Annotated in this window: 13 protein-coding genes and 1 tRNA gene; 10 read left to right on the forward strand and 4 right to left on the reverse strand. The window is 65.5% G+C overall.

All coding sequences use genetic code 11. The features are described 5' to 3' along the window. The first annotated feature begins 42 nt into the window (after positions 1-42). Complete coding sequence (locus RM531_RS09385) at positions 43-969, forward strand: PHP domain-containing protein (protein WP_311658865.1); 927 nt, start codon at positions 43-45, stop codon at positions 967-969. A 199-nt stretch (positions 970-1,168) separates the two neighbouring features. Here RM531_RS09385 and RM531_RS09390 read toward each other — a convergent pair. Then, positions 1,169-1,245: transfer RNA gene (locus tag RM531_RS09390), tRNA-Arg, on the reverse strand. A gap of 137 nt (positions 1,246-1,382) precedes the next feature. Between RM531_RS09390 and RM531_RS09395 the strand changes: the two genes are divergently transcribed. Continuing rightward, positions 1,383-2,900, forward strand: a complete 1,518-nt coding sequence (locus RM531_RS09395) for an MASE1 domain-containing protein (RefSeq protein ID WP_311658867.1) — start codon at positions 1,383-1,385, stop codon at positions 2,898-2,900. A gap of 61 nt (positions 2,901-2,961) precedes the next feature. On the opposite strand, the gene surE is transcribed toward RM531_RS09395, so the two are convergent. Continuing rightward, complete coding sequence (gene surE, locus RM531_RS09400) at positions 2,962-3,753, reverse strand: 5'/3'-nucleotidase SurE (protein ID WP_311658868.1); 792 nt, start codon at positions 3,751-3,753, stop codon at positions 2,962-2,964. Between the two features lie 199 nt (positions 3,754-3,952). On the opposite strand from surE, the gene RM531_RS09405 reads away from it, so the two are divergent. The 8 genes from RM531_RS09405 (at position 3,953) to RM531_RS09440 (ending at position 13,798) form a co-directional block, all read left to right on the forward strand. Next, positions 3,953-4,699 (forward strand): PEP-utilizing enzyme, encoded by a 747-nt coding sequence (locus RM531_RS09405; protein ID WP_311658869.1) that lies wholly within the window; start codon positions 3,953-3,955, stop codon positions 4,697-4,699. An 11-nt stretch (positions 4,700-4,710) separates the two neighbouring features. After that, on the forward strand, positions 4,711-6,279 hold the full coding sequence (locus RM531_RS09410) for a hypothetical protein (RefSeq protein ID WP_311658870.1): 1,569 nt from the start codon (positions 4,711-4,713) through the stop codon (positions 6,277-6,279). Positions 6,280-6,518: 239 nt separating this feature from the next. Beyond that, positions 6,519-8,003, forward strand: a complete 1,485-nt coding sequence (locus RM531_RS09415; RefSeq protein ID WP_311658871.1) for a class I adenylate-forming enzyme family protein — start codon at positions 6,519-6,521, stop codon at positions 8,001-8,003. A 6-nt stretch (positions 8,004-8,009) separates the two neighbouring features. Beyond that, positions 8,010-8,612 (forward strand): hypothetical protein, encoded by a 603-nt coding sequence (locus RM531_RS09420; protein WP_311658872.1) that lies wholly within the window; start codon positions 8,010-8,012, stop codon positions 8,610-8,612. Then, positions 8,609-10,402: a pyruvate, phosphate dikinase gene (locus RM531_RS09425; protein WP_311658873.1), complete on the forward strand. Its 1,794-nt coding sequence runs from the start codon at positions 8,609-8,611 to the stop codon at positions 10,400-10,402. The genes RM531_RS09420 and RM531_RS09425 overlap by 4 nt, the downstream gene beginning before the upstream one ends. A gap of 36 nt (positions 10,403-10,438) precedes the next feature. After that, positions 10,439-10,948, forward strand: coding sequence for an acetyl-CoA carboxylase biotin carboxyl carrier protein (gene accB, locus RM531_RS09430; protein ID WP_311658874.1), 510 nt, complete (start codon positions 10,439-10,441; stop codon positions 10,946-10,948). Between the two features lie 19 nt (positions 10,949-10,967). Beyond that, on the forward strand, positions 10,968-12,338 hold the full coding sequence (locus RM531_RS09435) for an acetyl-CoA carboxylase biotin carboxylase subunit (RefSeq protein WP_311658875.1): 1,371 nt from the start codon (positions 10,968-10,970) through the stop codon (positions 12,336-12,338). A gap of 5 nt (positions 12,339-12,343) precedes the next feature. Next, positions 12,344-13,798, forward strand: coding sequence for a hypothetical protein (locus tag RM531_RS09440; protein WP_311658876.1), 1,455 nt, complete (start codon positions 12,344-12,346; stop codon positions 13,796-13,798). A gap of 85 nt (positions 13,799-13,883) precedes the next feature. Here the strand turns inward: RM531_RS09440 and RM531_RS09445 are convergent, their stop codons facing one another. Beyond that, entirely contained in the window at positions 13,884-14,168 is a 285-nt protein-coding gene (locus RM531_RS09445) for a type II toxin-antitoxin system RelE family toxin (RefSeq protein WP_311658877.1), read from the reverse strand. Further along, the gene (gene relB / locus RM531_RS09450; protein ID WP_311658878.1) at positions 14,134-14,349 is read right to left on the reverse strand and encodes a type II toxin-antitoxin system RelB family antitoxin; all 216 of its coding nucleotides are present in this window, start codon (positions 14,347-14,349) and stop codon (positions 14,134-14,136) included. The genes RM531_RS09445 and relB overlap by 35 nt, the downstream gene beginning before the upstream one ends. Positions 14,350-14,359 lie beyond the last annotated feature (10 nt).

Here is a 14,359-nt window from a genome sequence, read left to right on the forward strand (position 1 = left end):
AACGAAATTACCACACCCCCACCGGCACGCCGCCGACGCGCTATGCTGGGTGCGATGCCGCGCAATGCCACACGCCACCCCGAGCCGGTCGACCTGCATACCCATTCAACCGCCTCCGACGGCACGCTGACGCCCGCGGCGTTGGTGCGGGCTGCGCATGCCGGCGGCGTCCGCACTCTGGCGCTAACCGATCACGACACTGTCGCCGGGCTGGGCGAGGCGAACGCCACCGCCGCCGAGCTGGGCATGCAGTTGGTACCCGGCGTCGAAATTTCCGTCACCTGGGAAAAGCGCACGCTGCATATCGTCGGGCTCGGCTTCGACACCTCGCATCCGAGCTTGCGGGAACAGCTTGCGGATCTGCAGCAACGGCGTGCTGAGCGGACAGACGCCATTCTGGAACGCCTTGAACGAATCGGCGTGGCGCAAGCGCGGGAACGCATAGAGGCACTGTCGGCCGGCGGCCAGATCACGCGGGCGCATGTCGCGCGACTGCTGATCGAAGAAGGACGCTGCCGCACCGTCAAGCAATGCTTCAAGCGGTTTCTCAAACCAGGCAAGCCGGTCCACGTCGGCGTGACCTGGGCGGAGCTCGAAGCGACTGTAGCCACCATCCACGCGGCGGATGGCGTGGCGGTTCTGGCCCATCCCCTGGCCTACGACATGACCGGCGCCTGGCAACGGCGCATGCTCGACGCCTTCCAGAGTGCCGGCGGCCGGGCGATGGAAGTGGTCTGCGGCAACAGCACCCCCAACGGCATTATCCGGATGGCCGATGCGGCCGCTGACCGAGGACTGCTCGGATCGGTGGGCTCCGACTTCCACAGCCCGGACCAGCGCTGGCTGCGTCTGGGTCGACCGTTGCCCCTGCCCACCACGGTAACGCCGGTCTGGGACGATCCGACACTGGCTCGCTGGTTCCGCCGCTCGCCCGGCACACCAGAAAAATCGGAGCCGGACGCCGGTTGAATCCGTCATTCCCACGGAGATTACCCGGCCCAACAGGCGCAGCAATCCCATGGACGAATATGGGGGAGCTGGTTGGATTAAGCGACCTCGTCAGGAACGAATCCGGACGGCCGCAGGCCGGCCCGAAGGGCCAAGCCCATGGACGGGCTTGGCAGCCTGCGACGACCAGGCCAAACGACCACCAGAGCCGGTGAGATATTGGTGGGGCTAGCAGGATTCGAACCTGCGACCTGCCGCTTAGGAGGCGGCTGCTCTATCCGACTGAGCTATAGCCCCGCATGCCACGCAATATCGTAGCAGCACCAAATTCGCCCGTTTGGCGGGTACCCCTCAAGCCGGATTGGTAATGGCCGATACCCTCCCCGAAACCCGGGTACACGGGTCATCAATCACTGCCAGCGTGGCCGATCAACATGCATTTCCGCTTGAACGCTTTTCCCCTGAATCTTCTCCTTGCCGCCGCCTATTTCGGCACCGGCCGCGTCAGTATTCTGCTGGCACCCGACCCCAGCTACGCCACCGGCATATGGCCGGCTGCCGGACTGGCTTTCGTGGCAGTTCTGTGCGGCGGATTTCGATATCTGCCCGGCGTCTTCCTCGGCGCATCGATCCTGAACTTCATGTTACTCAGCGACATTTCGCACGCGCTGTCTCCGGGCGGAACAGTGGTGATGGCGATGGTGATTGGCATCGGCGCGGCCTTTCAGGCTGCTGTCGGCGCCGGGCTGGTCCGTCATTTCGTCGGGTATCCCACCAAACTCGATCGGCTTGAGGCAATCCTGAAATTCCTAATTCTGGCCGGGCCGGTCGCCTGCGCTGTCAGCGCCAGCATTGCCACGGCCGCCCTCTACGGCGGCGGAATCTTTGCACTCGAGCCGGTCGCCGTACACTGGCTGACCTGGTGGCTCGGTGATGTGACCGGGGTGATCCTGTTCGGGCTGTTGGGCTTGAGCCTGGTCGGACGGCCCCGGCGCGTGTGGCGACCCCGGTTGCTCTCGGTGGCCGTACCGATGCTGCTGGCAAGTCTGCCGGTGGTGGTGGCGCAGGTGACCAGCAGCTTCCTGTTATCGCGACAACAACACGCGGAGTTCGACTTTGCGGCCAGAACCGTCCAGCACGAACTGCAGCACGTAGTGGCACTGCACAACCGCACACTCTCATCTCTGGCTGCGCTGTTCGAGGGGTCGGAGCGAGTGCGACCCGGCGAGTTCAACCGGGTCGCGGCCAGCCGCTTGCAGGAGGCCCCTGCGGTTGACTGGCTGGGCCGGATGCCGACCGCGGGGGGCTCCCTGCACGAGTCGCTTCGCAGGGCATCGAGTCAGAGCGTGATGGCCTCGGAACGCAAACGACTTTTCGATCTGGCGCGTGACGATGGCGTCCGGGCGGCCCTTCGTCAACGCGATCCGTTCCGCACCAGTTTCAACCACGCCGGCGAAGCGTTCCACATGGCCGGGCCGCACGCGTCTGACCTGCTGCTTTCCAGTGGACAGGCGATCGAGAATGACGACAGCTGGCTGATCCGGACAAGGGATACGCCGGAGAGCATGATCATGGCGCTGGTGAACCTTCCACGACTTGCCGCGACCATCGTGCCGGATGGATTCGAGGGCCCGCTGGATGTCCGCCTGAGCAACGACGGTACCGGCGAAGCCAGCCGCGTGATCGGCCATAACGGTGTCACCGCGCAGCTGCCGTTCCACTGGACGGATGAGATTGAACTGAACGGACGCGCATTCCGGCTGGACGTACGCGGACTTCCTGGCGACTACCGCCAGACCTGGCTGATACATGCGCTGGTCACCGCGGGCGCGGGCGTGGTTTTCTGCCTGTTGCTGACGCTGCTGCTGCTGACCCAGAGCAGTCATCGCTTTCGCGCGGACGAGTCATTCCAGCGCGCCGCGGGTTGCAGGGCCGTGCGCAGGCCGGGCTAACAACCACCGGCCGCGTCCCGCACAGCGGCGGGTTATCCAAGCCGAACGCGTCCCACGCGTTTCAGGCCGGGGCGACCCTGTCGGGCAGGTCATCGGCCATGGCGGCCAGGGTCGAACCGCAGGTCATGTCGGTCTGCAGCGGCGTCACCGAAATAGCGTTGTCCGCCGTGACTGCCAGATCGGTACCCGGCTGATCCGGCGCCGGGCCGTAATCCAGGCAGATCCACCAGTAGGGCACATCGCGGCCGTCGATGCGTCGCTCCGGCACGAACGAGGCTGCGGCCCGCTGACCCTGCCGCGCCGCGCGCGGACCGGTGACCGATTCCGGGGCGCAATCGGGGAAATTGACGTTGTAGTACACCCCCGCCGGCCAGTCCCGGGCCAGCAGGGTTTCCAACATCGGCACCGTGAAACGCTCGGCGGTCTCCCAGGGCACGTCTTGGCCGAAGGTGAATATCTGGCTCAGGGCCACGGCGGGGATGCCGCAGAGGGTGGCTTCCAGCGCGGCGGAGGTGGTGCCGGAGTAGGTCACATCGTCACCCAGGTTGGCCCCGCGATTGATGCCGGACACCACCAGGGTGGGCGGCTCATCCTTCATGAAGTGCCGCCGCGCGAGAATCACGCAGTCGGTCGGTGTGCCCTGGATGGCGATGCGCCGGGGCGCCACCTCGCTGGCGCGGATCGGCACCGTGACCGAAATGGCGTGCGCCGAACCGGAGCGTTCGCTGTCCGGCGCGATCACCCATAGTTCGCCACACACGGGTTCAAGCAGCCGGGTCAGCAGCTGCATGCCGGGCGCATTGATGCCGTCATCATTGACCAGCAGCACCCGTTCCTGGGCAAGTCGGGACACGGCGCTTCCTCATGCCGGGTCGGCGGTCGACCGCCTTGCGGTAGTCCCGCCGATCGTTGATCGGGTTGCGTAGGGTTACACAATATTGTACTACAATCGATGACAACGCTGATCGGTGGCCAGTGGCACGACAACCTGCCCTTACGAGACCGCCGACAGACAACACCATAATCGGGCAACCGGCCAGATGGAGGAGACCATGGCACGTTTACCCCTCGACGCCGACAAGTTCGGCGACCAGACGCCCTCGGCCGTAGCCGATGCGTTTCATGGCGCAATTCACGAGCTGATCCGAGATCGGCTCGACACCAACGACGGCGACTGGTCGACCCTGATCACCGGCGACGTGGCCTCGACGTTCAGTGCCGAGGATTTGCGCGCGGTCGAGCAGCAATTGCTGGAGACCGGCCATCGGTTCGACTGGTCGGCAGCGATCTCGCCGCAGGAACGCCCCGACGCCTACCAGCCGGCCGCCGGCGTGAGCGATGACGACCTCAAGAGCTTCTGCTTCCAGCATCCCGACGCCCCCACCGGCGAACCCGACGCCGACGGCCGCGAACAGCGCGGTTGCGGTGACAACGTGGTCAAGTACGGCGACAACCTCACCGGCACGGCCCGCTACGTGCGCGCCAGCGCCCGGGTGCTGCAGTGGCTCACCGACGGCGTGCCGGACAACACCATCGCGGTGATTGACGATTCCGGCGGCACCCTTACCGCGCCGATCCTGGAACAGTTCAAGGGCGTGATCTGCGCCGGCGGCACGGTGCGTTCGCACCTGGGCATCCTGACCCGCGAGTACGGCATCCCCTGCCTGATGAACGCCCGGGTGGACGGGATCATGGAGGGCGACACGGTGGAAATCGAGGTCACCGCCAAAGCCAAGACGGCCGACGATTATCAGTCCGGCCGTGAAGTCACCGCCCGCGTCTGGCGTCGCAACAAGTAAGGGAGCGCCGCATGTCCCGCATGAAACTCGATTACCCGCAACTGCTGGAGACCAACAATCTCCTGCAGATCAATGGCGACGAAACCTACTGGCTGTGCGTGACCCGCACGGTGCAGGAATCCAAGCTGTTTCCGGTGCCGGCCTACATGCTGCTGTCGTACGCCATGGCCTTCTACCGCTACCCCTCACTGCTGGCCAAGATCGAGCGCCACATGAAGGCGGAAGAAATCGGCGACCGCATGCGCAACATGGGCATTCGCTGCCAGGCGGTGGCCATGTGGGGCCTGCCCTGCTTCTACCTGCTGGGCCGGGAGTGGATGATCAACATGGGCGTAATCCGGCCCCAGGATGCTGCCGAGGACGTGGCCTATGTGCTGGATTTCTGGAAGCGGTTCCAGCTGTCCTGGCGCCGCAACCACGGGCACCTGACCGCCGCCCAGGCCGGCCACCGGGCGCAGATCCTGCCCGAGCGTCAGCTCCAGGTATTCCATGCCGACCTCTACGACTGCGCCGAGGGCGACGAGCTGCACGAAGCCGCCCACACCTTCGTGGCCTCGGCCTCCCAGTACGCGTTCCTGATCGCCTGCGAGTCGCGCATCAGCCTGCACAACCACGGCCCCTACAACCTGGGCGAGAAGGACGGCAAGAAGCGCGAACTCCTGGTGCGCGATTTTATGGACCTGGCCGAATGCGACCTGCCCTGGCTGGACGGCGTAGCCGCCGACGTACCCTACAACAATCTCACCGTGACCATGGCGGTGCAGGATTGCCACTTCAACATTCTGGACGACTGGGGCAGCTTCGAGTCGGAGCCGGAATTCCGGTCGCACCACCTTTGCGGCGTGGGTCTGTACACCTCCGATTCGCTCACCGACGGCTATGTGCCGGTGGGCATGGGCAGCGCCGAGGAACTGACCGCCACCTTCCGTGAGCTCAATGATCGCGTGAAGGAAGCCACCGCCAATCTCTGGAAGCGCTTTGCCGGCTATTCCCGCGACCAGATGCTGGATGCCGGGGCAATGACCTACTACGGCATCATCAAGGACCTCGCCCACGTCGCCGGCTGTTATGACCCGGACGACTGGATGAAGGTGGACGAGCGCGCGGAACGATTCCGCCCGCTACTCAACGACGAATACAGCCGGGACATGCTCGGCACCATCTGCGTGGGTGCCGGGCCGAGCCATCAGTTCAGCGAATACACGATGATGCAGCACTCGGACCTGCCGCAGAAAATCTATTCGCCGATTTCCTGTCAGCAGATCCTGCGCGACGGGGATTACGTGCCCAGCGTCGGCGACATCTCGGCCGGCGTGACCTATCTGGATCCGAAGCAGGACCGCTATCAAACCAGCGCCGGGGTCATCGGCTACGAGGAATACAACCGCCGAGCCCGCGAGAATACGCCGCCGACCTGCACCGAGGAGTTCCGCTTCATGGACGAGACCTGGGTGAAATACAACCACGACTCGGAAGCGGTGGAGCGACTCTACAAGCTGCAACAGAACGGCTCGCGCAACCTCCAGGACAAGGGCGCCGGACTCAGGCGGGATGATGTCGAGAAACTGCGCAAGCCTTAAGAAAGGCAGTAACCGCAGATTACGCAGATTTTCGCAGACTCTCTCAAGAAGGATTTATCCACAGATGCACCCCGATAAAGGCAGATTGATTAAGAAACCTCTCTTCGGATCATCGTCGTTGTTCCGGTTCTGGCCGCGGAAGATTTTCCATTCTTTCTATTCATAAATCTGCGCAATCTGCGAAATCTGCGGTTCCTTCTTCTTTTTAGCGAATTACTTTCTCTTGAGTGCATCCTGAAATGACACCAACCGCCAACGCCATGCAGATCGGCAGCCTGATCCGCCGCGCCGCGCAGCAGTTCGGGGATGCGACCTGCCTGACCGAGGGCGAACGTCGCATCAGCTTCGCCGAATTCGACGCCGCCACCGACCGCCTGGGCAACGCGCTGCTGGCGCTAGGCCTGGTCCCCGGCGAACGCGTCGGCGTGCTCATGCCCAACAGCATCGACTGTCTGATCGCCTATTACGCGCTGGCCAAATCCGGACTGGTCCGGGTGGGCCTGAACACGCGGGAGACGCTCGACGATCACCGTTACAAACTCGGCGAAAGCGGAAGCCGCGGTGTCATCCATGCCGGCATCGACGGGCTGGACATTGAAATCGATATCGGCCCGGATCGGCTGACCCGGCTGATTGCCGAGGGCGACGCGACGCCCTGCGCGGTCGATCGCCCCCTCGACGCGCCCTATCGCCTGGGCTTTACCGGCGGCACTACCGGCAAGCCCAAGGGCGTAACGCTGACCACGGGCGGCGAGCTGTGGGAGATATCGTCGTTTCTGTCCGACCTGATGCCGGACATGCGCGAAGGCGACACCTTCCTGCACGCCGCGCCCATCGCCCACGCCTCCGGGGCGTTCTTCCTGCCGGCCATCGTGCGCGGGGTGCACTCGCTGATCATGCCGAAGTTCGATGCCCAGGAATTCGTCGAACTGGGGCACGCCAGCGGCGCCACCCTGACGTTCCTGGTACCGACCATGCTGGCGATGATTCTGGAGGCCCCCGGGGTCGACGGCGCGGATCTCCGCTTTCGCCGCATCGCCTACGGCGCCTCGCCGATCGCCCCGCGGCTGCTGGAACGCGGCGAGACCCGCTTCGGCCGGGTTTTCGCCCAGGTCTACGGGCAGGCCGAATCACCCATGGTCATCAGCTGCCTGAAACCGGAGGATCACGACCGCATCGGCTCCTGCGGCCGGCCGTTCCCCTGCGCCGACGTGGCGGTTTTCGACGACGACGACAATCCCCTGCCCCCCGGCGAGGTCGGTGAAATCGTCACCCGCGGACCCCAGACCATGGCCTATTACTGGAATCGGCCCGAAGCCACCGACAAGGCGTTTCGCAATGGGTGGCTGCACACCGGCGACGTCGGCTCCATGGACGAGGATGGCTTCTTCTACATCCTCGACCGCAAGAACGACATGCTCATTTCCGGCGGCTTCAACGTCTATCCGCGCGAGGTGGAGGATGTGCTGCTGGCCTTCGAGGGCGTGGTGGAGGCCGCGGTCGTGGGCCTGCCGGACGAGAAATGGGGCGACCGGGTACACGCCGTGGTCGCCGGTCGGCCGGACCTGGACACCGATGCCCTGCTCGCCCACGCGAAGGAACATCTGGCCAACTTCAAGCGGCCCCGGGGAATCGACGTCTGGCCAGAGCTGCCCAAGAGCGGCGCCAACAAGATCCTGCGCCGCGAAGTGCGCGAACGCATGATCGCCGAAAGAGAGGAATAGAACCCCATGCAAGCCAAGCATCTGGTGCTGCACGGCATCGCCATCAAGAAGCACGCCACCGTGGACGAGGTGGCCGGCATCACCGGCCTGGACCGGGACGCCGTGCAGCAGATTGTCGACGACGCCGTCGCCGCCGGCCGAGTCCAGCAGGCCGGCGACAAGGTGATGCTGGCGCCGGCCGCCCAGATGGCGCTGACCGGCGAATACCGCAAGGCCTTCAGTGGCCTGCGTGAGGATGACGGCTTCCTGGCTGCGTATCAGGATTTCGAGAAGATCAATGTCGACCTGAAACAGGTCATCACCGAATGGCAGACCATGACGGTGGGCGGCGAGCAGGTCCCCAATGATCATTCCGATTCCGAGTATGACGACGCGGTCATCGATAAGCTCGGGGACGTGCACGAGCGGGTGGAAGGTGTGCTCGACCGCCTGGCCGCGAAGCTGCCGCGTCTGTCCATCTACAAGAACAAGCTGCTGACCGCGCTCGAGAAGGCCGAGGACGGCGACACCGCCTGGGTCAGCGACGCCCGCACCGAGAGCTACCACACCGTGTGGTTCGAGCTGCACGAGGACCTGCTCCGCATCACCGGCAACAAGCGTTCGGAATGAACGAGCCCCGCTGGACAGTCATTCTGGACGGCAGCGCCCCGCCGCCGCGCGAACGCATCGGCGGCAAGGCCTGGTCCATCGCCCGCATGCGCTCGCTGGATCTCCCGGTGCCGCCGGCATTCGTGGTGACCACCGAGGCCTGCGCCGCCTATCAGGCCGAAGGCGACCTGCCACCCGGCCTGACGGACGAGCTGGCCGCGGGCGTGGCCTGGCTGGAAGAATGCACCGACCGAACCTTCGGATCCGGGCCCTCGCCCCTGCTGATCTCGGTACGTTCCGGCGCGGCGATTTCCATGCCCGGGATGATGGACACCATCCTCAACCTCGGGATCAATGAAACCACCATGGCCGCGCTGGCGACCGAAGCCGGCGACGAGCGTTTCGCCCGCGACACCTACCGGCGGTTTCACGAACTCTACGCGGGCATCGTGCTCAAGCTGCCCGACCCGGATCTCGATCCCGACAGCGAACCGGCCGCGTGGCGCGCCTCGATCGAGCAATCCGCGCCGCAGGGCGTACCGCAGGATGTGCGCGAGCAGCTTGCCGCAGCCGTGCGCGCGGTGTTCGATTCCTGGCAATCACGCCGGGCCAAACGCTATCGCAAGCACCACGACATTCCGGACGATCTGGGAACGGCGGTCACGGTTCAGGCCATGGTGTTCGGCAATCTCGATGACACCAGCGGCACCGGCGTGCTGTTCACCCGCGACCCGTTAACCGGGGAGCGCAAGCCCTATGGCGAGTATCTCGCTCGGGCCCAGGGCGAGGATGTGGTTTCCGGACGATTCACCCCGCAGCGCATCGAAGAACTGGCGACAGCGTTGCCTGCGATCCATGACCAGCTAATGCAGGCCGGCGACACGCTGGAGGCCGAGAACGGCGACATTCAGGACATCGAATTCACGGTGCAGCACGGCACGCTCTACCTGCTGCAATCGCGGACCGCCAAGCGGGCGCCGGCCGCGGCCGTGCGTGCCGCGGTGGAAATGGCGGTCGAGGGTCGCATCAACCGTCAGCAGGTCCTCGAGCGGGTCACGGCGTCCCAGGCCCGCAGCCTGCTCAAACCGCATCTGGCCGAGGGCGTGGCCGATCGCGCAGAAACGCTTGCCACCGGCCAGGGCGCCTCGCCAGGCGTTGGCGTGGGCATCGTGGTGACCGATTCCGACGAGGCCGAACGGCGACACGCAGCCGGCGAAGCGGTGGTTCTGGCCCGCGCCACCACCAGCCCCGACGATGTTCACGGCATGCTGTCGGCCACCGCGGTAGTGACCGAACAGGGCGGCTCCACCTCGCACGCGGCGGTGGTCGGGCGTTCACTGGGACTGCCCTGCGTCGTCGGCTGCGGCGACGCCAGCGTCACCACCCTGGCCGGCCGAACGGTTACCGTGGACGGCGCGGCGGGGGCAATCTACGCCGGGGCGCTGGACGTGGTGATTCCCGACGAACGGGCCGACAAGCGCCTGGCACAGTTGCTGACCTGGGCGGCCGAGGCCAGCCCGCTGGCCGTCTACCGCCCCGAGGATGCGCCGGCGGACACCAACATCCTGGACCTTGACCGGATCGAAGGCGGCGAGGATCCCGAACGCCTGGCCGAGCTGCTGGCCGGCCATACCGCGGCCCGCGGCGGCGCCATCGCCAGCGACGAGGGCGTGGCCGCGGCACTGATCGCCGGCCTGACATTCATCGTCGCCGACCCCACCCTGCCCCCGTTGCTGGCGGCAATCGCTGCCGGCAACGGGCCGAATGAAAGCCGGCCGACACCGGAAAGCCAGTCCCAGGGCCGGCGGTAGCCGGCCGTCCGAGATACAGCCCATGAGCGCGATTCAATGACCGAGCAAGACAAACCGGCGGGCCTGACCGCCGACGACATCAATCACCTGCTGGAACAGTTCGAAGCCTCCGACTGGCGCGAACTGGACCTGCGCGTGGGCGATACCCACCTGTTCGTCAGCAAGGACGGCCAGGCCCGCGGCATCGGCCGGGGGCCGTCCGCAGCGCCGGCTCCGCCATCCACTGCCGCGGCGTCTGTGCCCGAGCCGGCGACTGCCGCGCCGTCCGCGCCGGCGCCACAGACTGCCGCCGGCGCGCCCGATCACTGGGTCGCCGTCAAGGCACCGAATCTGGGTACCTTCTACCGGTCACCAAAACCCGGCGCGCCGCCCTATGTGGAAGAAGGTCAGACCGTGGAGGCGGATACCGAGGTCTGCCTGATCGAGGTGATGAAACTGTTCACCCCGGTAACCGGCGGCGTGGCCGGTACCGTACGCCGCATTTGTGTGAGCGACGGGGAGATGGTCGAGCACGACCAGCCACTGCTCTACATCGAGCCCGCGTAGGCGGACCGAGCACCGAGTCATGCCCATTCGTCGCCTGTTCGTTGCCAACCGCGGAGAAATCGCCCTGCGCGTGGTCCGCGCTGCGCAGAGCCTGAACATCGAAACCGTGCTGGGTGTATCCGCCGCCGACCGCGACGGCCTGGGCGCCGAGACGGCCGACCGGGTCGTGGTACTCGGCCCGGCACCGGCCGGAAAGTCCTATCTCGACACCCGGCTGGTGGTGCACGCGGCCAAGGCCACCGGTTGCGACGCCGTTCACCCCGGCTATGGCTTCCTGTCGGAACGCGCCGAGTTCGCGAAGCTGTGCGAGGACGAGGGGCTGATATTTGTCGGTCCGCGGCCCGAAACCATCGATCAGGTCGGCGACAAGCTGCGTGCCCGCGAACTGGCGCAGCGCAACGGCGTGCCGCTGGTGCCGGGCAGCCCGCTGCTGACCGATGCCAACGACGCAGCAGACGCTGCGGACGAACTGGGTTACCCCGTGGTCATGAAGGCCTCGGCCGGCGGCGGCGGCAAGGGCATGTTCGTGGCTCGCAGCCGCGACGAGATCGCGGCCTCGTTCGAGCGCGCGTCCAACGAGGCGCAGGCGGCGTTCGGCGACGGCTCGCTCTACCTGGAACGCTATATCGAGACCGCCCGCCACGTGGAGGTCCAGATTCTCGGCGACGGCGAAGGCGGCGTCTGGCACTTCGGCGAGCGCGACTGCTCGGTGCAGCGGCGCTATCAAAAGGTGGTGGAGGAAGCGCCCTGCGCCGCCATGCCCGAGGACGTGCGCACGAAGCTGCACGCCGCCGCGGTGGATCTGGCTGCGGGCGTGCACTACCGCAATGCCGGGACGGTGGAGTTCCTGTACGACGTCGACCGCCAGGATTTCCACTTCATCGAGGTCAACGCCCGCATCCAGGTGGAGCATCCGGTCACCGAGATGGCCACCGGCCGCGACCTGGTCGCCTGCCAGCTACGGCTGGCCGGTGGCGAGGACCTCGGCTTGTCGCAGGATGATATCCGCATCGACGGTCACGCCATCGAAGTCCGCATCAACGCCGAGGACCCGAACCACGATTTCCGGCCTTCGCCGGGCCGGATCACCGCCTGGCGGCCGCCGACTGACGAACATGTCCGGCTGGACTCGCACTGCACCGCGAGCAGCCTGATTCCGCCGTTCTACGACAGCATGATCGGCAAGCTGATCGTGCACGGTGCCGATCGCGGCCAGGCGGTCGAACGCCTGCAGCAGGCACTAAACGACTTCGAGATCGAAGGCATCGCCACCAACCTGCCGCTGCAGCGCTTCATCGCCGCGCACCCGGATTTCGCCGCCAACCGCATCGACACCCGCTGGCTGGAACAGACCGGCCTGCTGGCGTTCGCCCAAGACAAGGATTCCTGAAAGCCATGGCCCATATCGACTTTCTCGACTGCACCTTCCGCGACGGCCAGCAGAGCCTGTGGGGCATGCGCATGCAGGCCGGCATGGCGCTGCCGATCAGCCCCATCCAGGACCAGGCCGGCTTCCGCGTGATCGACCTGACCGGCTCGTCGATGTTCGAGGTGCTGATCAAGTATTGCCGGGAAAATCCCTGGGAGGGGCTGGACCTGCTGGTTGATTCCATGCCGAACACGCCCATCCGCGGCGGCATGCGCGCCAACGCCTCCGTGACCTTCGGGGTCACACCGGACGCGCTGATGGACGCCTGGATGCGCCAGTTGAACGTGCACGGCTGCCGCTCGTTCTGGATCTACGACGTGCTGTTCAACATCGACAAGATGCACCGGCTGGCGGGGGTGGCCAAGGAATTCGGCTCGGAAGTCGCCGGCTCGATCATGTTCACCATGAGCCCGGTGCACACCGACGAATACTATGCCGACAAGGCCGACAAGCTATCAGCCTGCGACGACATCGACACCATCCTGCTCTACGACACCGCCGGTGTGCTCGAACGCGGCCGCATGGAAACCCTGATCCCGGCAATCAAAGCCAACGCCCGCGGCAAGCCCATCGAGTTCCACTCCAACAACATCCTGGGCATGTCGGCGCGGGCCTACATCGACGCCATCGATCTGGGCGTGGACATCATCCACACCGCCTCCAAGCCGCTGGCCAATGGCGCCTCGGTGCCGTCCACCGAGATCATGGTCAAGAACGTCGAACAGCTGGGTCATACCCACAACATCGACAAGTCGAAACTGGCCCCGGTGGCCGAGCACATGGAGGCCGTGGGCAAGGCGGCCGGTTTCCCGGTCAACCAGTACTACGAATACGACCTGCTGGCCGCCCAGCACCAGATCCCCGGCGGCATGCTCGGCACGCTCAAGGCGCAGCTGGTGCAGCACGGCCTGTCCGACCGCTTCGAGGATGTGCTGGAGGAAACCGCGATCGTGCGCCGCGAACTGGGTTATCCCGGCATGGCCACGCCGTTCTCGCAATTGGTGGGCACCCAGGCGGTACTGAACCTGGTTACCGGCAAACGCTACAGCACCGTGCCCGACGAGGTGATCCAGTACGCCGCCGGTTTCTACGGCGACCCCGTCGCGCCAATCGACGCGGACATAAAGGACCGCATTCTGAACGCGCCACGAGCGCGGGCGGTGCTGGCCAACCCGCCTGAACAGCCCTCCATCGACGAACTGCGCCAGCGCTATGGCACCAGCAATGACGACGAGCTGATTCTGCGTGCCCTGGTGCCCCAGGCGGACCTCGAACGCATGTGGGCAGCCGGCCCGGTCAGGCGCGACTTTCCGCTGCTGTCCTCACCGGAACTGGCCCAGGCACAGCACCTGATGAAGACGGCCCGCTCGCCGCTGGTGCAGATCCAGTCCGCGGCCATGGATCTGACGCTGCGGCGGTGAATCCGATGTCGACCGGCATGGTGTCCAACCCGCTACCTTCTCCCCTGACCCCTCTCCCGCACGCGGGAGAGGGGAATCGGCCCTTTCAGCGATAGACGGTCTTTCGGTGACCAACCGCCAGCACCAGTACCGTGATGCGTGAATCCTCGATCCGACAGATCAGTCGATACGAGCCGAGCCGATACCGCCAAAGCCCCTGCATCCCGTGGCGCAGTGGCTTGCCAAAACGGCGCGGATCCTCCGCGGTAGCGATGTGTTCGCGTAAAAACGCCAACAAATCACGCTGGACCGGCGGATCGAGTTTCCGGAGCTCACGCCTGGCCCGATCATCGAACTCAACGCTCCAGGTCAACCCCGCGCTCCAGATCATCCAGACTCCAGCGCAGCGCATCGGACGCGTTCAGGCGCTCCTCGGCCAGATAGGTATCCTCGAGATCTTCGATATGTTCGAGAATTGCTTCACGCGCGTAGTAGGTCTTGGTGCGACCGGTCTTCTCGGCCAGACGGACCAGTCGTTCTTCAATGTCCTTGGGCAGACGAATGGCAAGCATGCTATGTCAC

The sequence above is a fragment of the Spectribacter acetivorans genome (assembly GCF_031846305.1).
GTDB lineage: Bacteria > Pseudomonadota > Gammaproteobacteria > Nevskiales > Salinisphaeraceae > Spectribacter > Spectribacter acetivorans.

What these genes read in the sequence shown, in the direction of transcription:
- RM531_RS09385 (WP_311658865.1), top strand. Translation starts at nt 43, where the DNA reads ATGCTGGGTGCGATGCCGCGCAATGCCACACGCCACCCCGAGCCGGTC.
- RM531_RS09395 (WP_311658867.1), top strand. Translation starts at nt 1,383, where the DNA reads ATGCATTTCCGCTTGAACGCTTTTCCCCTGAATCTTCTCCTTGCCGCC.
- RM531_RS09405 (WP_311658869.1), top strand. Translation starts at nt 3,953, where the DNA reads ATGGCACGTTTACCCCTCGACGCCGACAAGTTCGGCGACCAGACGCCC.
- RM531_RS09410 (WP_311658870.1), top strand. Translation starts at nt 4,711, where the DNA reads ATGTCCCGCATGAAACTCGATTACCCGCAACTGCTGGAGACCAACAAT.
- RM531_RS09415 (WP_311658871.1), top strand. Translation starts at nt 6,519, where the DNA reads ATGACACCAACCGCCAACGCCATGCAGATCGGCAGCCTGATCCGCCGC.
- RM531_RS09420 (WP_311658872.1), top strand. Translation starts at nt 8,010, where the DNA reads ATGCAAGCCAAGCATCTGGTGCTGCACGGCATCGCCATCAAGAAGCAC.
- RM531_RS09425 (WP_311658873.1), top strand. Translation starts at nt 8,609, where the DNA reads ATGAACGAGCCCCGCTGGACAGTCATTCTGGACGGCAGCGCCCCGCCG.
- accB (WP_311658874.1), top strand. Translation starts at nt 10,439, where the DNA reads ATGACCGAGCAAGACAAACCGGCGGGCCTGACCGCCGACGACATCAAT.
- RM531_RS09435 (WP_311658875.1), top strand. Translation starts at nt 10,968, where the DNA reads ATGCCCATTCGTCGCCTGTTCGTTGCCAACCGCGGAGAAATCGCCCTG.
- RM531_RS09440 (WP_311658876.1), top strand. Translation starts at nt 12,344, where the DNA reads ATGGCCCATATCGACTTTCTCGACTGCACCTTCCGCGACGGCCAGCAG.
- RM531_RS09445 (WP_311658877.1), bottom strand. Translation starts at nt 14,168, where the DNA reads ATGATCTGGAGCGCGGGGTTGACCTGGAGCGTTGAGTTCGATGATCGG.
- relB (WP_311658878.1), bottom strand. Translation starts at nt 14,349, where the DNA reads ATGCTTGCCATTCGTCTGCCCAAGGACATTGAAGAACGACTGGTCCGT.